The sequence below is a fragment of the Knoellia sp. AC549 genome (assembly GCF_979258975.1).
Genome location: NZ_OZ409890.1, coordinates 2974634 through 2994337 on the forward strand (window position 1 = coordinate 2974634; position 19704 = coordinate 2994337).

General features: G+C 69.7%; 20 protein-coding genes and 2 tRNA genes. 17 read left to right on the forward strand and 5 right to left on the reverse strand.

Annotated features, from left to right (window positions below):
• Positions 1-479 precede the first annotated feature (479 nt).
• From ACZZ98_RS14460 to arfB, 5 genes are all read left to right on the forward strand, one after another.
• Entirely contained in the window at positions 480-1049 is a 570-nt protein-coding gene (locus ACZZ98_RS14460; RefSeq protein ID WP_463516901.1) for a hypothetical protein, read from the forward strand.
• Positions 1050-1442: 393 nt separating this feature from the next.
• A complete protein-coding gene (gene cimA / locus ACZZ98_RS14465) occupies positions 1443-3071 on the forward strand; it encodes a citramalate synthase (RefSeq protein WP_463516902.1) in 1629 nt (542 codons plus the stop codon).
• Positions 3072-3192: 121 nt separating this feature from the next.
• Positions 3193-4404 (forward strand): hypothetical protein, encoded by a 1212-nt coding sequence (locus ACZZ98_RS14470; RefSeq protein WP_463516903.1) that lies wholly within the window; start codon positions 3193-3195, stop codon positions 4402-4404.
• Between the two features lie 50 nt (positions 4405-4454).
• The gene (locus ACZZ98_RS14475) at positions 4455-4985 is read left to right on the forward strand and encodes a GNAT family N-acetyltransferase (protein WP_463516904.1); all 531 of its coding nucleotides are present in this window, start codon (positions 4455-4457) and stop codon (positions 4983-4985) included.
• Between the two features lie 41 nt (positions 4986-5026).
• Complete coding sequence (gene arfB, locus ACZZ98_RS14480; RefSeq protein WP_463517788.1) at positions 5027-5437, forward strand: alternative ribosome rescue aminoacyl-tRNA hydrolase ArfB; 411 nt, start codon at positions 5027-5029, stop codon at positions 5435-5437.
• A gap of 88 nt (positions 5438-5525) precedes the next feature.
• Here arfB and ACZZ98_RS14485 read toward each other — a convergent pair whose 3' ends face one another.
• Positions 5526-7430, reverse strand: a complete 1905-nt coding sequence (locus tag ACZZ98_RS14485) for an N-acetylmuramoyl-L-alanine amidase (protein WP_463516905.1) — start codon at positions 7428-7430, stop codon at positions 5526-5528.
• A 48-nt stretch (positions 7431-7478) separates the two neighbouring features.
• A complete protein-coding gene (locus ACZZ98_RS14490) occupies positions 7479-8432 on the reverse strand; it encodes a 3-methyladenine DNA glycosylase (RefSeq protein ID WP_463516906.1) in 954 nt (317 codons plus the stop codon).
• Positions 8433-8550: 118 nt separating this feature from the next.
• On the opposite strand from ACZZ98_RS14490, the gene ACZZ98_RS14495 reads away from it, so the two are divergent.
• The 9 genes from ACZZ98_RS14495 to ACZZ98_RS14535 all read left to right on the forward strand — a co-directional run bounded on the left by ACZZ98_RS14495 (position 8551) and on the right by ACZZ98_RS14535 (position 14573).
• A complete protein-coding gene (locus tag ACZZ98_RS14495; RefSeq protein WP_463516907.1) occupies positions 8551-9387 on the forward strand; it encodes an SGNH/GDSL hydrolase family protein in 837 nt (278 codons plus the stop codon).
• A 12-nt stretch (positions 9388-9399) separates the two neighbouring features.
• Positions 9400-9864, forward strand: coding sequence for a group II truncated hemoglobin (locus ACZZ98_RS14500; RefSeq protein WP_463516908.1), 465 nt, complete (start codon positions 9400-9402; stop codon positions 9862-9864).
• Positions 9865-9873: 9 nt separating this feature from the next.
• Entirely contained in the window at positions 9874-10647 is a 774-nt protein-coding gene (locus tag ACZZ98_RS14505) for a fumarylacetoacetate hydrolase family protein (RefSeq protein WP_463516909.1), read from the forward strand.
• Positions 10648-10683: 36 nt separating this feature from the next.
• Positions 10684-10905 carry a hypothetical protein gene (locus ACZZ98_RS14510; protein ID WP_463516910.1) on the forward strand — a complete coding sequence of 74 codons (222 nt, stop codon included), beginning with the start codon at positions 10684-10686 and terminating at the stop codon, positions 10903-10905.
• 111 nt (positions 10906-11016) lie between these two features.
• Positions 11017-11367 carry a YciI family protein gene (locus ACZZ98_RS14515; protein WP_463516911.1) on the forward strand — a complete coding sequence of 117 codons (351 nt, stop codon included), beginning with the start codon at positions 11017-11019 and terminating at the stop codon, positions 11365-11367.
• Positions 11368-11377: 10 nt separating this feature from the next.
• Positions 11378-12643: an RNA polymerase sigma factor gene (locus tag ACZZ98_RS14520; RefSeq protein ID WP_463516912.1), complete on the forward strand. Its 1266-nt coding sequence runs from the start codon at positions 11378-11380 to the stop codon at positions 12641-12643.
• 12 nt (positions 12644-12655) lie between these two features.
• Positions 12656-14188: a glutamate--tRNA ligase gene (gltX, locus tag ACZZ98_RS14525; protein ID WP_463516913.1), complete on the forward strand. Its 1533-nt coding sequence runs from the start codon at positions 12656-12658 to the stop codon at positions 14186-14188.
• 140 nt (positions 14189-14328) lie between these two features.
• Positions 14329-14400: transfer RNA gene (locus ACZZ98_RS14530), tRNA-Gln, on the forward strand.
• Positions 14401-14500: 100 nt separating this feature from the next.
• Positions 14501-14573 (forward strand) — tRNA-Glu (locus ACZZ98_RS14535).
• A gap of 154 nt (positions 14574-14727) precedes the next feature.
• Here the strand turns inward: ACZZ98_RS14535 and ACZZ98_RS14540 are convergent.
• Positions 14728-15471 (reverse strand): IclR family transcriptional regulator, encoded by a 744-nt coding sequence (locus ACZZ98_RS14540; RefSeq protein WP_463516914.1) that lies wholly within the window; start codon positions 15469-15471, stop codon positions 14728-14730.
• Positions 15472-15603: 132 nt separating this feature from the next.
• Here ACZZ98_RS14540 and leuC point away from each other — a divergent pair, with 132 nt between their 5' ends.
• The 3 genes from leuC to ACZZ98_RS14555 all read left to right on the forward strand — a co-directional run bounded on the left by leuC (position 15604) and on the right by ACZZ98_RS14555 (position 18705).
• Entirely contained in the window at positions 15604-17037 is a 1434-nt protein-coding gene (gene leuC / locus ACZZ98_RS14545) for a 3-isopropylmalate dehydratase large subunit (protein ID WP_463516915.1), read from the forward strand.
• A gap of 1 nt (position 17038) precedes the next feature.
• The gene (leuD, locus tag ACZZ98_RS14550; protein WP_463516916.1) at positions 17039-17626 is read left to right on the forward strand and encodes a 3-isopropylmalate dehydratase small subunit; all 588 of its coding nucleotides are present in this window, start codon (positions 17039-17041) and stop codon (positions 17624-17626) included.
• 479 nt (positions 17627-18105) lie between these two features.
• A complete protein-coding gene (locus ACZZ98_RS14555) occupies positions 18106-18705 on the forward strand; it encodes an HU family DNA-binding protein (RefSeq protein WP_463517789.1) in 600 nt (199 codons plus the stop codon).
• Between the two features lie 99 nt (positions 18706-18804).
• Here the strand turns inward: ACZZ98_RS14555 and ACZZ98_RS14560 are convergent, their stop codons facing one another.
• Both ACZZ98_RS14560 and cofC read right to left on the reverse strand, forming a co-directional pair.
• Complete coding sequence (locus ACZZ98_RS14560) at positions 18805-19014, reverse strand: hypothetical protein (protein ID WP_463516917.1); 210 nt, start codon at positions 19012-19014, stop codon at positions 18805-18807.
• 9 nt (positions 19015-19023) lie between these two features.
• Positions 19024-19647 (reverse strand): 2-phospho-L-lactate guanylyltransferase, encoded by a 624-nt coding sequence (gene cofC, locus ACZZ98_RS14565; protein WP_463516918.1) that lies wholly within the window; start codon positions 19645-19647, stop codon positions 19024-19026.
• Positions 19648-19704: the final 57 nt, after the last annotated feature.

A 19704-nucleotide genomic window follows, 5' to 3' on the forward strand; every position in this document is an offset into this window, starting at 1 on the left:
TGATCTCGCGACGCAACTCGTCCACAGGGGAGCGGTGGGCGAGGGGCTGTCCACAGATCGCCTCGCACCCATGGTGCTGACCACCTGCCTCGGTCAAGGGTCGACCCATGGATGCGGAAGTTCGGGCCCGAGCGTTGGCCCACGGTGGAGTGATCTCGGCACACGTGATGCATGAGATGGGTCACGATGACAGGGTCATCACGAGGCTGGTGCGGGACGGGTACCTCGCGCGGGTGCGATACGGGTGTTTCGTCCTGGCCGACCTCATGACCCAAGCGGACCCGACCGAGGCCTATCGACTGCGTGTGGCGGCAGTGCTGCTCGGACGTGCGGCGCCGCGGAAGGGGCGAGAACCGAAGGCCCTGATTCGCGCGAGTCACCATGCCGGATTGGCCGTTCATGGGTTGCCGCTCCACGACTGCGACCTGGGACTGATCGACCTCTCCGCCAAGGTTGCACACAGCAGCCGTCAAGGAAGCGTGCGAGTGCACCCCATCGCTCCGGGAGACGTGGCCGCCAGGATCAAGGGCGTGGCGGCGGCCTCGGTGGCGACGTGCGTCATCCAGACGGCGGCGACCTCGGGCGTCGTTGCGGGCGTGGTGGCGTTGGACGCGGCGCTGCACCAGGAGCTGGTGACGCTGGACTCTGTGCAGGCCCGGGTTGAGGCGATGGACGTCCACTACGGCGCGAGGTTCGTCGCGCTCGCCATCCAGCAGGCCGACCCGTTGTCAGAGTCTCCCGGGGAGTCGCGCACCCGCCTGATCCTGAGGTCACTTGGCATGACCTACGTGGCACAGGCGCAGATCAGGGCGCGTGGGTTCTTTGCGAGAGTCGACTTCCTCATCGGCAGGGTCGTGGTCGAGTTCGACGGAGCGGTCAAGTACGCCGGGGCGACGGGGCGTGATGCTCTCGTGCTCGAGAAGCGGCGAGAGGACGAGCTCCGGCGGCTCGGCTACGAGATCGTCCGGCTCACCTGGGCCGACCTCGCGGACCCCGCGCGGGTGGGGCGGCTCATCCGGGAGGCCCAGGTTCGCGCTTCGGCTCGCTGAAGTCTGCACGTTTCGCTGCAGTTGCAGCGAGACGTGCGGGGATCAGCGAAGGACGAGCGGACGGCATACCCGGCACGTGGTCCTTCGCGACCGCGATGTGGACAGGCCTTCCCGGATGCTGGTCGCCCGTGTCACTCTCTCCCCGTGACCCTCCAGTCCGTGGCCACCGCCACCGTCATTATCGACTAGCGCGACGAACGCAGAAGTTCGTCGCGCAGACCTCCCTACCCGGGGGGTCTTTTTGTTGGGTCGACGACGGTGCGCCGGGTCGGCCGGACAAGGGCTCAGCCGCCACACCCCCGGCCGTTCGAGCAGCAGCGCAGGTCGACAGCGACACTTGGGACACACGTTTGACGAAGCCGACGCACGAGAGACGATCGAGGCGAGACACGCATGAGCGACCTGCACGTCTACGACACCACCCTGCGGGATGGTGCCCAGCAGGAGGGCCTCAACCTGTCCGTGGCCGACAAGCTCGCGATCGCGTCGCACCTCGACGACCTCGGTGTCGGCTTCATCGAAGGTGGCTGGCCCGGTGCGAACCCCAAGGACACGGAGTTCTTCGCCCGGGCCGCCACCGAGCTCACCCTCAAGAACGCCACGCTCGCCGCCTTCGGTGCGACGCGTCGAGTCGGCGGCAAGGCGGCGTCGGACCCGCTGGTGCGCGCCCTGCTCGACAGCCAGGCGCCGGTCGTCACCCTCGTCGCGAAGTCGCACGTCGGCCATGTCGAACGGGCGCTGCGCACGACGCCGGGCGAGAACCTCGAGATGATCCGCGACACCGTGTCGTTCCTGCATGGGGAGGGGCGGCGCGTCTTCCTGGACGCGGAGCATTTCTTCGACGGGTATGCCGTGGACCGTGCCTACGCGATCGAGGCCCTGCAGGCGGCCCTCGAGTCGGGCGCGGAGGTGGTGGCCCTGTGTGACACCAACGGCGGCATGCTGCCCGGCCAGGTCTGGGACGTCGTCAAGGACGTCAATGCCGCCCTGGGCCTCGGTGACCTGGTGACGGCTGGCGCCGATGGCGCTGCCCGGCTCGGGATCCACTGCCACAACGACACCGGCTGCGCCGTCGCCAACTCCATGGCGGCCGTCGACGCCGGAGCGACCCACGTCCAGGGCACGATCAACGGCTACGGGGAGCGCACCGGCAACGCCAACCTCGTCACCGTCGTCGCCAACCTCCAGCTCAAGGAGGGGCGTGAGGTCATGGACCCGCACCTGCTGCAGGAGTCGACCCGGATCAGCCACGCGATCAGCGAGATCACCAACGTGCCCGCCTACTCGCGCCAGCCCTACACCGGCGCCAGCGCGTTCGCGCACAAGGCCGGACTCCACGCCAGCGCGATCAAGGTCGACCCCGATCTTTACCAGCACCTCGACCCCAAGCACGTCGGCAACGACATGCGGATGCTCATCTCCGACATGGCCGGTCGCGCCTCTATCGAGCTCAAGTCGCGTGAGCTCGGGCTCGAGCTCGACCCCGACGACGAGGCAGACAGCGCCCTCGTCAAGAGGGTCCTCGCCAAGGTCAAGGATCTCGAGATGCGTGGCTACACCTTTGACGCAGCCGACGCGAGCTTCGAGCTGCTGCTGCGGCGTGAGGTCGAGGGCGCGCTGCCGACGTTCTTCGACATCGAGTCCTGGCGGGTCATCACCGACTCGCAGTCGGACGCGGACGCCCTCTCCGAGGCCACCGTCAAGCTCACCGCCGGGGGCAAGAGGGTGCTGCGCACCGGTGAGGGCAACGGTCCCGTCAACGCGCTCGACCACGCACTCCGGCTCGCGCTCGCCACGGCATACCCGGAGATCGAGCACCTCGAGCTCATCGACTACCGGGTGCGCATCCTCGACGCGGCCCATGGCACCGACGCCGTCACCCGGGTGCTCATCGAGACGAGCGACGGCGAGACGACCTGGGAGACGATCGGCGTCGCGCCCAACATCCTCCAGGCGAGCTGGATGGCCCTCGTGGAGAGCGTGACCTACGGACTGCTCCGGGCGGGTGTCCCGGCCCGCTGAGGTGGCGCGGAGGTTCGTTCGGGGAGCGCCGTCCCTCCGGGACGGGTGCGCCGCGGGCCCAGCGGCCATACCCTCGGACCGGGGTCAGGTGGACCCCGTCCGAGACCGGGAGGGCACGCACATGCAGAGACAGGGTGTTTTCGGAGCCGCAGGGCTCATCCGTGGGGTGGTGGCCTCGGCTGCCGCGGCCGTGGTCGTCGCCTCGATCGGGGTGAACGCGGCCGTGGCCGCGTCGCCGATCTCGACTTCGGGCTTCAACCTCACCCGCAGCAGCAGCAGCTCGAGCGCGGTGCTCAGTGCACTGGACGCCGCCCTGCCGAACGTCAGCATCGACACCGTCGCCGCTGACGCCAACCGCGTCGGGCCGACGGGCTCGTCGTGCACCTCCGTCCTGCCCCACGTCAAGAAGAAGTACTGCTGGGCGAGCGACGACAACAACACCGAGCAGTGGTACGCGCAGGGGGTTTCGAGCACCTACGACGCCAACGGTGGCGCGGGCACGACGGCCGGCGGACGCTCACTTCTCGCGACGTCCTGGTACGACCACGACGGCGGCACCAACAAGGGTGCCCGCGTCTCGATCCTCGACCGCGCGAACGCGAAGTACCGCCACGTGCTGCTCGCCGTCCCCACCGGCACCTCGTCCTCGCCGTCCTTCACCATCGCCAACACCCACGCGGGCGGTCTGGCCTGGTACGGCCGCTACCTCTACGTCGCCGACACCACCGGGATCCGCGTCTTCGACATGGGGCGCATGTGGCGGGTCAACACCGACATCACCGGCTCGATCGGCCGGACCTCCGCGGGCTACGGCGCCTACGGCTACAAGTACGTCGCGCCGCAGGTCCACCGCTATGCGCGGCAGGGCACCTTCCGCTACTCGTCGGTGGCCATCGACCGGACGACCGCGCCGGACACCCTCGTCGCCAGCGAGTACCGCGCACCGGGTGACACCGCGCAGGCCTCACCGCGCACGGTGCGCTACAACCTCAACGAGAGCACCAAGCTCATCGCGGAGAACACCTCGCGGGTGGCCGGCGCCGACGGTGCCTGGAACATCGGGGTCGACAGCGTCCAGGGCGGCGTGTTCGTCAGCGGTCGCCTCTACCTCAGCCAGAGCGACGGTGGCGCGACCGGAGGGACCGACAACGACCGGGGCGACGTCTACCGCTACACGCCGTCGTCCGGGTCGCTCGTGAGGTGGGGCAACCACCTGCCGATCGGCACCGAGGACTTCAGCTACTGGAGCGGGCGCGGTGAGCTGTGGACGACCGCGGAGTACCCCACCTTGCGGGGCCTCTATGCCCTGGACCACGGCTACTACAGCTCCTGATCCAGCAAACGCGCTCGACAGCGGCCCGGCCTCGCGTCGATGATGACGACGTGGCGAGCGAGGTCGATGCATGGGAGGCAGGGCTCGTCGTCGACGAGGGCGTCGATGACGGTGCTGGTCGACGGGTCACGCTCGTCGGTGTCACCGATGCCAACTGGCGTGCCATCGCCGACGTGGCACCGCGTGACGACCAGCGTGACCATGTGGCCGCGACTGCGGCGCGCTACCTCCTCCTCTCGCAGCGTGAGGAGGTCTGGCAGTCGCTGGGCGTCAGCGCGGACGGGGCGATCGTCGGTCACGTCATGTGGGCCTGGGACGACGACGACCAGCTGCCCTGGATCGGTGGACTTGTCATCGACGCCGAGGAGCAGGGGAGGGGCGTGGGCCGAGCGGCCATGGTCACGCTCGTCCGCTGGCTCCTGCAGCGGCCCGACACCAGCGCCGTGCGCCTGTCCTACCGGACCGACAATCTCGCCGCCAAGACGATGTACGCAGATCTCGGCTTCCGCGAGAGCGACGTGCCCGTGGACGACGAGGTCATGGCCGAGCTCACGGCCGCCCGGGCAGCGCCGCTGCTGTGAGCACCGGAGTGGGGGACCTCGTCGTGCGACCGGGGCCGGGGATGCCGAGTGGGCTCGTCATCGACGGCGCCGAGCTCGTCGAGAGGTTCAGCCGGTCGTCCGGACCCGGCGGCCAGGGCGTCAACACGACGGACAGCCGCGTCGAGCTCACCTTCGACCCAGCCGCGTCCAGCTCCCTCACACCTACGCAGATCGAGCGCGTGCTCGAGGTCCTGCAGGCGAGTCTCGTGCAGGGCCGGCTCGTCGTCGCCGCGTCCGAGTACCGGTCTCAGCTGCGCAACCGCGCCGCCGCCCGAGAGCGCCTGGGGAACCTGATCCGCGACGCGTTGGCACCGCCACCACCGGCACGCCGCCCCACCAGGCCGACGCGCGGCTCGCAACGCCGCCGCCTCGACGCCAAGAAGCGTCGTGGCAACGTGAAGTCCGGCCGCGGTCGGGTGAACCCGGACTGACGTCGACAGGACCCAGCACCGCAAGGAGCCAGTGGCGCAGCGCGTCGGCCAGCTCCTCGCTCGATGACCGCTCCTGAGCCGAGCCCTGTCACCGCCCGGAGAGCACCCGCACGTCCTCGGCCTTCACGTAGCCGAAGCGGTGCCCGACCCAGACCTGGAAGTACTCCTGCTCCCCGGTCACCACGGTCTTGTCCCCGGGGAGCGAGCTGTCGAAGGACTTCGCGTAGTAGTAGTCGGCCGAAACTGTCCGGTCGGCGATGACGTAGCGCTGACCCGGCTGGAGGGTGAGCACCGAGCCGTCGGGTGCGGTCACGGTGGGCTGCCCCTGGTAGGGCACCGGAGTGCCGGCGTACGCCGCGGCCTCGGGATAGGCGCGCGCATAGACCGGGACCGACTGGCGCACTGGTTCGACGACCTCGCCCTGGGACGGGACCACGTTGGCCCTGTCGCCCTTCGGACTCTTGATCCAGGCGACGGAGCCGTCCCACCAGACCTTCAGCCAGTCGCCCTGTCGACCGGCGACGTGGAACTTGTGACCAGCGACTGCGCGAGCATCCCTGTCGGAGACCAGGTCGGAGGATCCCCACGCGAGCGGCGCCGAGTCGCTCGGGGCGGTCCGGACGTCGACGTAGTTGGTGCCGAAGGACGGGCAGGGCCGGCCGGGCTGCGTCTCCGTGGCGAAGCACCCGTCGAGGGTGCGGGCGTTGTCCGTGAAGCCGGGCTTGACGGTGAACACCTGGCTGGGGCCGCGTCGGTCGGGTCGGATCGGGGCGCCCAGCAGTGCCATGTAGTGCTCCCAGTCCCAGTACGGCCCCGGGTCCCACTTGTAGTTGCTCGACATGAACTCCTCGTGGCCCACCACGTGGGCACGGTCGAGCTGGATGCCCTTCTCCGCGGCGAGGTATCTCACCAGCTCGGCCGACGAGCGGTACAGCGCCTCGGTGTACCACGTGCCCGGCTCGCCCGCCTTGCCCTCGTGCTCGACACCGACGGAGTGCATGTTGAGGTACCAGTTGCCGGCATGCGCGGCGACGTTGCGGGTGGCGACGTGCTGGTCGACGTGCCCGTCGGAGGATCGGACGGTGTAGTGCCAGGACACGAAGCGGTTGGGTTCGGCCTCACCGGTGATGAGCCTGGTGCAGACGTCGTAGGTGCACTCGGTGTTGTGCACGACGAGGTAGTCGATGGACAGGTCCTTCTCCCGGTCGGCCAGGTCGTAGTTGACGTACTGCGTGACGGCAGGTCCGGTGCTGCGGTACTGCGCCTCCACCGTGTCGCAGTCGATCGTCGAGGGGCACTCGAGCTCCTGGACCCCGGGCTGGAGCAGGCGGTCGTCGACCACCGCTGAGGTGTCGAGGGCCGCGCTCGGGTCCGCCGTCAGCGTCACGGTGTCGCCGAGATCGGTGGTCTCGGTGGCACCGGACCGGAGCACGTCGAAGACGAGACCGGCGTAGTGCATGGCCTCCTGCCGGTCGGCGGTTCCTGCATAGCGTGCCACCGCCTTGCTCCACCCGGACGGGTCCTGCGCCGTCGTGCCCGGCTGGTACGACGCCAGCACGGCCGCTGCCCCGCAGATGTTGGCGACCGGGTCTGTGCGCAGCTGTTCGGCCGACAGTCCGGTGTGTTGACGTGCGACGAGCAGCGTGCCTGCACGACTGGGCAGCCCCCGGTTGGTGTCGCCCTTCGCCGGTGCGGACACCGGTGCCACCGAGTTGTCGGTCAGATGCATCACGCCGTACCCGCCGGACACACTCGCCTGCCCAGCGTGGTGGCTCCACCGGCCGCCGAGATATCCGACGGCGAGCAGCACGTCCTCGGGGACCCCACTGACCCGCGAGGCACGCGTGAACACCGACTGCGTGTCGTCCGGACCCGCGAGACAGGCGCTCCAGTCCGTGGCCGACGCTGCTGGGGTGTTGCCGAGTGTCAGTCCGGTCGCGGCCAGCGCCGCTGCCAGCGCCCCCGCCCGGAACCGTGAAGACCTACGCGCCATCGTCCCGACCCTTCCAGCAAGATCCCGAGGGAGTCCCGGGCGATGGGACTATCCAACGCCGTCGGCCCGCTGGGCGTCAATGGTTGACGGGAAGGCCGATGTGGCCGACTCGGCGCACACCGGTGTCAGCACGGCGAGCAGCCTGTGCCGCAACGCGTTCGACCGCTCGGCGAACGCGCGCTGACCCTCGACGTATGCCGCCTTGCCGGCCGCCGTCTCGATCCTCACCGGCTCGACGCCGTAGGCCGCGAGGTCGTAGGGCGAGGCCTGCATGTCGAGCAGTCGGATCTCCATGGCAAGGTCGAAGCAGTCCATCGTGAGCTCGCTCGGCACCAGGGGCGTCAGCTTGGTCGCCCACTTGTAGACGTCCATGCCGGCGTGCAGACAGCCAGGTTGCTCGAGCTCCACCTGTGACTCGCGACTGGGTTGGATCGCATTGCGGGACAGCGCATCTGGAGTGAAGAAGCGGAACGCGTCGAAGTGGCTGCAGGCGATCTGGTGGCGTTCGACGACCGCGTCGGTCTCTCCCTGGGTGAGCCGCAACGGCACCTGCTCGTGCCGCACGTCCCCCTCCCGAGCGCGGTAGACCATGGCCCACTCGTGCAGGCCGAAGCACCCCAGGCGCGCCGGACGGCCCGCCGTCGCGGTGAGGAGCCGACCGATGAAGTCGACCGCGCGACCGCGGGCGGCCACGAACGACTCCACGTCCACCTCGACCGCGTCCCCGACGACGCGATAGTGCTTCCACGATGCTCGATCCAGCAACGCAGCTCCCTCGAGCCGCGCACCGACCCCGGGGTGCCAGCGCCGCAGCTGCGCCGGCTTCGTCGAGTAGTAGCTGAAGAGGAAGTCCTCGATCGGGTGGGGCACGCCGAGACTCCGTCGCGACCGATGACCCGCCGTGGCGGCATCGACCCGCTCCTGGTGCGCGGTCTCGAGTGCCGACCACGTCCGGAGGTCCACGGACGTGGGGACCTCTGACGGTGGGGTGGCATCAGTCATGACCGGACCAGCCTAGGCGAGCGATTTCGCCCGACCTCCTCCCGAGTGACAGATCGCTGTGCGACGATCCGACGAGGTCCGCAGAGCCGCGGTCCGTCACTTCCCTGGAGCTGATGTCGTGCGTCGAGTCCTCACCCTTGTCCTTGCATCCGTCTTCGCCCTCGTGGCGCCGTCGGCGGCCTTCGCGGGACCCGGACAGGGAGGCGACAAGGCGACGAGCTGGTACCTCGCCCTGGGCGACTCGCTCGCTGCCGGCTACCAGCCGGGCGTGGGCGATGACCGGACAGGCGGCTATGTCGGCGGTGTGCTGGATGCGTTGCAGGACACCGCCCCCAAGGCCAAGCTCCGCAACATCTCGTGCTCCGGCGCGACGACCACGTCCCTCATGGGCACGGACCGCTGCGCCTATGAGGCGGGCAGCCAGCTCGCCGAGGGCGTCGAGTTCCTCAGGGCGCACAAGGACAAGGTCGACCTCGTGACGATCGACATCGGCGCCAACGACGTCACCCCGTGTGCCCGCCCGAGCATCGATGTCGCCTGTGCCCTGGCCGCTGTCGCCACCGTGGAGCGCAACCTCACCGAGACCCTCCGCCAGCTGCGCGCCGCCACCGGACCCGACACCGAGATCATCGTCCTCAACTACTACAACCCCTTCCTCGCCGCGTGGCTCACCGGCCCGGCCGGCCAGCAGGTCGCCGCAGTCTCAGGCTTCCTGCAGACGCTGCTCAACGGCGCCGTCGCTCGATCCTCCGCGACCGTCGGAGCCGAGGTCGCGGACGTGGCCACCGCGTTCAGGTCCGCGGACACGACTCCGGTCGCCACGGCATACGGGATGATCCCGACGAACGTCGCGACGATCTGTGCCTGGACCTGGATGTGCACGAGGAACGACATCCATGCCAACGACGCCGGGTATGCCGTCCTCGCCGGAACCGTCGTCGCTCGCCTCTCCTGAGCCCGGAGTGTCATGACGGCGTCGATCTATGCGGCTGCGGGCGGAGCGGACGGGATGTTCCGCCTCGCCGATGCGTGGCATCGAAGAGTTCTCGCGGATCCCGTCGTCTCGCACGCCTTCTCACACGGTTTCAAGGAGGACCACACGGAGCGTCTCGCCGCCTACCTGGGCGAGGCACTGGGCGGGCCACCGACCTTCACCGACTCGATGAGCACCGAGTCCGACGTGGTGCGCCTGCACTCGGGACAGGGTCGCGAGGAGGAGATGGACCGCTTGGCGCTCGTCGCGTGGGACGAGGCGTTGGCGGACTGCGGGTTCACGGACGATCCGCGCCTCGCGGCGACGCTGCACGAGTACTTCGCGGACGCCATACGCCGAATGGGTGAGCACGATCAGGGCTCGGACACGGTTCCGGAAGGCCTGCCCCTCGAGGTGTGGACCTGGGACTCGTCCGGCTCCGAAGGACACGGGTCCTAGAGTGAGCCCGTGCGCATCGCGAGGTTTACGACAGGTGAGGACCCGGTCTACGGCCTGGTCGACGGGGCCGGCGAGAAGATCGCCGAGATCACGGGCGACCCGCTCTACACCAAGATCGAGCTGACCGGCGCCACCCACCTCGTCGCCGACGTGCGCCTCCTCGCGCCCGTCATCCCGCGCAGCAAGGTCATCGGCATCGGCAGGAACTACGCCGACCACGCCAAGGAGATGGGTGGCGAGGCGCCGTCCACGCCGCTGATGTTCCTCATCCCCAACACCGCCGTCGTCGGCCCCGGTGACCCCGTCGTCATCCCCGGGTTCACCCAGGAGGTGAGCTACGAGGGGGAGCTGGCCGTGGTCATCGGCCGCGTCGCCAAGGACGTGCCGGCCGAGCAGGCCCTCTCGACCGTCTTCGGCTACACCGTCGCCAACGACGTCACCGCGCGCGACCTCCAGCGCGGCGACGGGCAGTGGGCGCGCGCCAAGGGCCTCGACACGTTCTGCCCCCTCGGCCCGTGGATCGAGACCAGCCTCGACCCGTCGGCCTGCCGCATCCGCACGACTCTTGACGGCGACGTCGTCCAGGACGGTCCCACCTCCGACATGGTCCACGGCGTGGCCGAGCTCATCGCGCACGCCTCCCAGGCGTTCACGCTCCTGCCGGGCGACGTCATCCTCACCGGCACCCCCGCGGGCGTCGGCCCGGTCGTGGCGGGGCAACGCGTCGAGATCGAGATCGACCAGATCGGCACCTTGGGCAACCCCTTCGTCGACGCTGAATGACGAGCGCTCCGTCGCGCGCGCTGACAGACTCCGCGCATGAAGATCTTCCCGTTCGGTGTCCAGATGTCGTGGGGACTGGGCCTGGTGCTGGCGGCCCTCGTCCTCGGCAACAAGTCCACCAACCCGCTCGCGTGGGCCATGGCCACGCTCGGGGCCGTGGTCGCTCTCGGCGCCTTCTGCTCGCAGATCGTGGACGACCTCAGGGAGCAGGCGGAAGCTGCCGAACGGTCGGCGCGCACGCCCCGCGACGACTTCTGAAGAAAATCTCGGCCGAGGTGTCGTATCCGTGACGACCCGTTCGTGGAGAGGATGAACGACACCGCAGGGCGCCAGTGAGGGCGGCCGGTCGCTTCCCGAAGGAGAACCACCATGACGCAGTACATGCTTTCCGTCCCCGGCTCCGTCGACGACGAGATGCCCTCGGACGAGGTCATCCAGAAGATGTTCGCGGACGTCGAGACGTTCAACCAGAAGGTGCGCGACGCCGGCAAGTGGGTCTTCGCCGGGGGCCTCGAGCCGATCACGACGGCCACCGTCGTCGACGCCACCGGCGAGCGCCCGACCGTCACCGACGGGCCCTACTCGGAGGCCAAGGAGTTCCTCGGCGGCTTCTGGGTCATCGAGGCAGCCGACCTCGACGAGGCGCTGCAGTGGGCCAAGGAGGGTTCGGCCGCCTGTGGGGGAGCCGTCGAGGTGCGCCCCTTCGCCGGCGAGGCCTGATCGTCCGCGAGTGAGCGCCCCCGACCCTGCTGCCGCGCTCGGTGCGGACGCCGTCGCCGACGTCGTCCGCGCCGAGTACGGCCGAGTCGTCGCCGGACTCATCGCTCGCTTCGGCGACATCGGCCTCGCCGAGGACGCCCTCGGTGAAGCCATCGTCATCGCGCTCGAGCGGTGGCCGCGCGACGGAGTGCCGCCCAACCCCGCCGGGTGGCTCACGACGACGGCCAACCGCAAGGCGCTGGACCACCTGCGCCGCGAGAAGGTCCGCGACGAGAAGTACGCAGAGGCCGCCATGATCACCGACGACACGCTCCCCGAGCCGACCGGTCCGGTCACCGACGACCGGCTCCGCCTCATCTTCACCTGCTGCCACCCGGCGCTGGCCGAGCCGGCCCGAGTCGCGCTCACCCTGCGACTGCTCGGCGGCCTCACCGTCGCGGAGATCGCCAACGCCTTCCTCGTCCCGGAGACGACGATGGCCCAGCGCATCACCCGGGCCAAGGCCAAGATCGCCAAGGCTCGCATCCCCTATCGCGTCCCCGAGCAGCACGACCTCGCCGAGCGCCTCGACGGCGTGCTCGCGGTCCTCTACCTCGTCTACAACGAGGGCTACCTCAGCTCGAGCGCCGACAACGCCGACCGCCAGGACCTCGCCGACGAGGCCATCCGGCTCACCCGGGCGGTGCGCTCGATCGCGGTGGGCATCGGGTCGCCGCCCGAGGTCGACGGACTGCTCGCCCTCATGCTGCTCAGCCAGGCACGGCGCCCGGCCCGCATCACCGCCGACGGACGGCTGGTCACTCTTGACGACCAGGACCGCACCCTCTGGGACGCGGACCTCATCGACGAGGGGCACGCGCTCGTGCGCGACTGCCTGCAACGCAGCGCTCCTGGCGCCTACCAGATCCAGGCCGCCATCCAGGCTGTTCACACCGACGCGCTCGACGCCTCCCTCACCGACTGGGGCCAGGTGGCCGCGCTCTACGACCAGCTCATGCAGGTGCGCCCCTCGCCGATCGTCGCGCTCAACCGAGCCGTTGCCGTCGCGCAGCTCGACGGACCACAGGTCGCCCTGGCCGTCGTCGACGGACTGGAGCTCACGGCATACGCACCGTGGCACGCAACGCGTGCGGACCTGCTGCGCCGCCTGGGACGGACGGACGACGCAGCCCGCGCGTATGCCGCCGCCATCGCGACCACGGAGAATCCGGCCGAACGTGCGTGGCTGGCTTCGCGGCGCGACCGCCTCGGGGGCGCGGAGCAGGGGAGTCCCTAGAATCGGGGCATCATGAGCGAACAGCCCACCCCCGCAGCCAGCAGCCCCCGACTTCGTGTCGCCCCGTCACCGACAGGCGATCCCCACGTCGGCACGGCCTACATGTCCCTGTTCAACCTCGCCTTCGCGCGACAGCAGGGTGGGCGTTTCCTTCTCCGCATCGAGGACACCGACCGGGCACGCTTCCGGGCCGACAGTGAGCAGCAGGTCTACGACACCCTGCACTGGCTGGGGCTGACCTGGGACGAGGGCCCCGACGTCGGCGGTCCGTTCGCGCCCTACCGCCAGAGCGAGCGGCTCGACACCTACAAGCCCTACGTCGAGCGGCTGCTCGCCGACGGCAAGGCCTACCACTGCTACTGCTCGGGCGAGCGGCTCACGCAGATGCGTGAGGTGCAGCAGAAGACCAAGCAGCCCACCGGCTACGACCGGCTGTGCCTCGGCAAGACCCGCGAGGAGCGGGCCGAGCTGCCCGGCTTCAGCGAGAAGGACCCGGTCGTGCGGATGCTCATCCCGGAGGACGCGCCGCTGACCTTCGACGACCTCATCCGCGGCGCCGTGTCCGCGCCGCGCCCCGACGACCAGGTCATCCTCAAGGCTGACGGCTTCCCGACCTACCACCTCGCCGTCGTCGTCGACGACCACGAGATGGGCATCACCCACGTCGTTCGCGGTGAGGAGTGGATCAGCTCCACGCCCAAGCACGTGCTGCTCTACCAGTGGCTCGGACTCGAGCCGCCGAAGTTCGCGCACATGCCGCTGCTGCGCAACACCGACAAGTCCAAGATCTCCAAGCGCAAGAACCCCGCAGCCCGTCTCACGTGGTTCCGGGAGGAGGGCTACCTGCCCGAGGCTCTGGTGAACTTCCTTGCCCTGCTGGCCTACCCGCCAATCCTCGAGGCGGACGGCACGGAGCGCGAGGTCTTCACGTTCGACGAGTTCAGCGAGGGTTTCGACTGGAGGAAGGTCAACCCGGTCGGACCGATCTTCGACCTCAAGAAGCTCGACTGGCTCAACGGCGTCTACATCCGTGAGCTGGAGCTCGGCGACTTCACGTCCCGGCTCCTACCGTTCCTGGAGCGTGACGGGGTGCTCTCGGGGAACCCGTCGCTCGGCGAGCTCGGCCGGCTCAAGGCGGTCGCCGAGCTCATCCAGACGCGCATCGCCCACCTCACCGAGGCGTCTGCTCTCGTCCGCCCCTTCTTCGTCCCCGACGACGCCCTCGAGATCGCCGAGGACGCCCGTGGGCAGCTCAAGGACGACGCAGCCCAGGTGCTCGACGCGGCCCTGGCCGCTCTGGGTGACATCGACGACCACGGCGAGGGGGTGCTCGGCACGGAGAGCGGCTGGAACGCCGCCGCGATCGAGGCCGCACTGCGGCAGTCGATCGTCGAGGGCCTCGGGATCAAGCCGAAGTTCGCGTTCGGTCCGTTGCGCACGGCTGTCTCTGGTGCGCGGATCAGCCCGCCGCTCTTCGAGTCGATGGAGATCCTCGGCAAGTCCTCGACCCTGACCCGTCTGCAGGCGTTGCGCGACTCGCTCTGACCGGCTCGCGAGGAAGCTCCTCGTCGGCGACGACCTCGTGGGATCCAGCCGATTTGGGAGTGGAGGAGGCGGCCGGTAGTATCACTCCTCGGTTCACCGGTGAGTGAGGTCCTCGGGCCAATGCGGCGGTGATACCCCCTTGGGGTATGGTGTAATCGGCAACACTACGGTTTCTGGTACCGTCATTCTAGGTTCGAGTCCTGGTACCCCAGCAAGCCCAATGCCCCTGTGGCAAAGGCCAATTCGAAGGAACGACCGCTTTGCGGTAGTCTTTCACCCGCTGTTCGGGGCTTGCCCCGGCAGCACAGCTAGGGCCCCGTTGTGTAGCGGCCTAGCACGGCGCCCTCTCACGGCGTTAGCGCGGGTTCGAATCCCGTCGGGGCTACGAGCACGAAGTCCCCGTCACCTCCAGGTGACGGGGACTTCGTCGTTCAGCGCGTCCTCAGCCCCAGCAGCATCATCGGGTGACCCGATGATCGGCCGCTCGACCCCGGTTGCCCACCGGGGTGGGGCGCCACGAAGTCGGGTGAAGCCTGGGGTCAGGCGGAGTGCTGCTCCTCCGCCGTCTTCGCGTGACGCGAGAGCACCTCGGTCAGCTTGTTCGCGCCGGCGATCACGGTGGCCGCGTGGAGGCGACCCGGCTGGCGGGACAGGCGCTCGATCGGACCCGAGATCGAGACGGCGGCGATGACTCGGCCGGAGGGGGAGCGGACCGGGGCCGAGACCGAGGCGACCCCTGCCTCGCGTTCGCCGACGCTCTGCGCCCAACCGCGGCGACGCACGCCGGAGAGGGTGGTCGCGTTGAAGGCTGCGCCCTGCAGGCCGCGGTGCAGCCGGTCGGGCTCCTCCCAGGCCAGCAGGATCTGGGCCGCCGACCCGGCAAGCATGGTCAGGCTGGCGCCGATGGGGATCGAGTCGCGCAGTCCGACGGGGCGTTCGGCGGCCGACACGCAGATGCGGTGCTCACCCTGCCGACGGAACAGCTGCGCGCTCTCGTTGGTGTGGTCGCGCAGGGCGCCGAGCACCGGTCCGGCGGCTGCCAGGAGGCGGTCCTCGCCGGCAGCGGCTGCGAGCTCGCCGAGCCGCGGCCCGAGCACGAAGCGACCCTGCATGTCACGACCGACGAGGCGGTGGTGCTCGAGGGCGACCGCGAGCCGGTGCGCCGTCGGGCGCGCGAGCCCGGTGGCCGTGACGAGCTGGGCGAGGGTCGAGGGGCCTGCTTCGAGTGCGCTCAAGACGATGGCTGCCTTGTCGAGAACGCCCACCCCACTGGTGTTGTCCATGTCTTGATACTGCCGTCCCAAGCGGTGAGACGCAAGTCCCACGGTGCGGACGGCGTGCCAATCTCGGTGGGAGCGATGTCGCCGGCCCGGTGCGAGGCGGCGCCACAGACCCGTTGCGTGGAGGTGTTGGCCGTGGGGAAGACCCTGGCAGAGAAGGTGTGGGAGGCGCACGTCGTGCGTCGTGGTGAGGGCGAACCGGACCTCCTCTACATCGACCTCCACCTGCTGCACGAGGTCACCAGCCCGCAGGCCTTCGACGGGCTGCGCCTGTCCGAGCGGCCCGTGCGTCGCCCCGACCTCACCCTCGCCACCGAGGACCACAACGTCCCCACGACGCCCGGGCCCATCACCGACCCGATCAGCCTGACCCAGGTGCAGACGCTCCGCAGCAACTGCGAGGAGTTCGGCATCCGGCTCTACCCCATGGGGGACGCCGAGCAGGGCATCGTCCACGTCGTCGGGCCCCAGCTCGGCCTGACCCAGCCCGGCATGACCGTCGTGTGCGGAGACAGCCACACGTCGACGCACGGTGCGTTCGGCGCGCTCGCCTTCGGGATCGGCACCTCCGAGGTCGAGCACGTCCTCGCCACGCAGACCCTGCCGCTCAAGCCGTTCAGGACCATGGCGATCACCGTCGAGGGCGAGCTCCAGCCCGGCGTGACGGCCAAGGACATCGTCCTGGCCGTCATCGCCAAGATCGGCACCGGCGGGGGCCAGGGTCACGTCCTCGAGTTCCGCGGCAGCGCCATCCGTGCGCTCTCCATGGAGGCGCGGATGACGGTCTGCAACATGTCGATCGAGGCCGGTGCCCGAGCGGGCATGATCGCGCCGGACGAGACCACCTTCGCCTATCTTGAGGGCCGCGACCACGCGCCGACGGGCACCGACTGGGATGCGGCGGTCGCGAGCTGGCGCGAGCTGCGCACCGACGACGACGCCGAGTTCGACAACGAGGTCATCCTCGACGCTGCCTCTCTCACGCCCTTTGTCACCTGGGGCACCAACCCCGGGCAGGGCGCACCGCTCGGTGACAGCGTCCCGGATCCTTCGATGATGGACGACACGGAGCGCCAGTCCGCCGAGCGTGCACTCGAGTACATGGGGCTCGTGGCGGGCACCCCGCTGCGCCGGATCGCCGTCGACACGGTGTTCGTCGGCTCGTGCACCAACGGCCGCATCGAGGACCTGCGCGCTGTCGCATCGGTCGTGCAGGGCCGCAAGGTCGCCGACGGTGTGCGCATGCTCGTCGTGCCCGGATCGGCCCGCGTGCGTCTCCAGGCCGAGAGCGAGGGGCTCGACGCGATCTTCACCGAGGCGGGTGCCGAATGGCGCCTGCCCGGCTGCTCGATGTGTCTGGCCATGAACCCCGACAAGCTCGCGCCCGGGGAGCGCAGCGCGTCGACGTCCAACCGCAACTTCGAGGGCCGCCAGGGCAAGGGTGGGCGCACCCACCTCGTCAGCCCCCTCGTCGCTGCGGCCACCGCGGTGCGGGGCACCCTCTCCAGCCCGTCCGACCTCGAGCCGCTCGCGACGTCGACGACCGAGCCTGCCGCCCAGGGGGCCTGACATGGAAGCCTTCACCACCCACACCGGCACCGGCGTGCCGCTGCGCCGCAGCAACGTCGACACCGACCAGATCATCCCCGCCGAGTACCTCAAGCGGGTGACGAAGTCCGGCTTCGAGGACGGGCTGTTCTCGGCCTGGCGCAAGGACGAGACCTTCGTCCTCAACGACCCGACGTATGCCGCTGGCTCGGTCCTCGTGGCCGGTCCCGACTTCGGGACGGGCAGCTCGCGCGAGCATGCCGTCTGGGCCCTCATGAACTACGGCTTCCGCGTGGTCATCTCCTCCCGGTTCGCTGACATCTTCCGCGGCAACAGCGGCAAGGCCGGGCTCCTCACCGCCCAGTGCAGCCAGGACGACGTCGAGCTGCTCTGGAAGCTCCTCGAGAACGAGCCCGGGACAGCGGTCGTGGTCGACCTCGTCTCGCGCACGATCACTGCGGGCGAGCTCGTCGCGGCCTTCGAGGTCGACGAGTACACCCGCTGGCGCCTGCTCGAGGGTCTGGACGACATCTCGCTGACGCTTCGGCACGAAGGCGACATCACGGCATACGAGCGCACCCGACCGGCGTGGAAGCCAGTCACGACCTGAGGCATTCCCGCGCGACACGCCGTGTGCGAGTGGGCAGTTCGTACCCCGGACCGACGGGTCGAGCGTGTGACGGAAGTGACTGGTGTGACTTTCCACCATGGCGAGCTGGCGCGTGAGGGCCAGAGCCGGTCGCGGTGGACTGAGCCAGAAGTGGTTGTCCCGCAAGGGAACTCACGCCCACCGGGCGAGTGAGGCGACCGTCCGCATCGGCAGCGAGCCGGGCCTGTCGCCCCGCGTCCTGCGCCCGAAAGGCATTGTGCGACAACGGAAAGCGTGCGGGAGGTGATGGACTCTGCGCGGTGGGCGGCCTAACGTCGTGACCAGCCAGGTGATCGCTTGGCCACACACCTCGTCGGGATGTCCCGGCGGCACACTCGATGGAGAGACAGTGAACAAGGGAGAACTCGTCCGGGAAGCTCGAGAAGCGTCTCGGCAGCCGCAAGGCAGCGACGGAGGCCCTCGATGCGGTCCTCGACACGATCGTTCGTGAGGTCACCAAGGGTGGCAAGGTCGGCATCACCGGCTTCGGCACCTTCGACCGGGTGGAGCGTGCCGCACGCACCGGCCGCAACCCGCACTCCGGTGCCAGCGTCCGCATCCCGAAGTCCAAGGCCCCCCGCTTCCGGGCAGGCGCTGCCTTCAAGACGTACGTGAAGAAGCCGTCCGCCCTGCCCAAGGCGTCCCCGGCCGCCCAGCGGGCCAGCGCCGGCACGGCATCGGTCGTGGCCAAGGCGGCACCCGCCAAGAAGGCCGCGACCAAGGCCGCTCCGGCCAAGGCGGCCGCGAAGAAGACGACGACCAAGGCCGCTCCGGCCAAGAAGACCACGGCCGCCACCAAGGCCGCTCCGGCCAAGGCGGCTGCGAAGAAGGCGACGACCAAGGCCACTCCGGCCAAGAAGGCCACGACCAAGGCCGCTCCGGCCAAGGCGGCCGCGAAGAAGACGACGACCAAGGCTGCCCCGGCCAAGAAGGCCACGGCCACCAAGAGCGCTGCCAAGAAGACTGCGACCAAGACCGTCGCGAAGAAGGCACCCGCCAAGAAGGCTCCGGCCAAGAAGGCATCAGCCAAGAAGAAGTGACCGCTGACGCGTTCGCGCGTCACGCAGTCTGACAGGGTCGGTGCCTCGGGCGTCGGCCCTGTCTCTCGTGCCGGGTGTCGCGGCCTCGGGAGGTGCTGCTCAGCGGATGACTTCGCCCTCGCCGATCCCCACGATCCACAGGCGGGTCACGTCGTCGCCCTCGACCTCGACGCTGACGCGTTGCCCCACGCGCACGTGGCGCAGGGCGCTGTGGCCGAAGACCTCGGCGGGCCATGACACGACCTGCCCGTCGTCGAGCAGCGCTGAGCCCGAGCCGTCCTCGGCGAAGGTGTGGATGCTTGCCTGCACGCCCTGACGCTATCGCTCGAGCGCGCGCCGTGTGCGGGGACCCAGCGTGAGGTGGTCCGCTGCGTGGCGCAGCGAGGCCTCGTCGTCCACGTCGTGGCGCAGCCCGGGGAGGTCGAGGTCGAGGCGCACGTGACCGAGGAGGGCGTGCCGGTCGGCGCTGCCCGGTCCGAAGGCCAGATCGGGTTCGGCGGACACCGTGGAGCCGACGAGGGCCGTGCCGAGACCGTCGGCGTCGGGAACGAAGAAGGTTGCGAGGTCGGCCCCGGCGGCGAGAGCGGTCAACAGCTCGTGGTCCGCCAGGGCGGGGTGGTCGCCGAGGAGGATCGCGACGGGCCAGACGCCACGGCGACGCAGGCTGCGGAAGCCGGCCAGGCAGGCGGCGTCGAGGCCGCCACCGGGGTCGCTGACGACCGCCAGACCTGCCGACCTTGCGTGGGCCGCCTCCTGCGGGTCAGCCGTCACCACCACCACCCGGGCCGGGGTCACGACGCGCGCGACCACGTCGAGGGTGTCGTGGATGATGGCGGTGACCAGGGCCTCGTCGTCGACCTGTCGGCGCAGCCGGGACTTCGCGGTCAGCCCACCCTTGACGGGGACGACGACGTGCCAGTCGGTCTCACGCGGCGACTCCATGCCCCGATCCTCCAACGCGACCCCAACCTGCTCGACATCGCCCCCGGCGCCGACAAG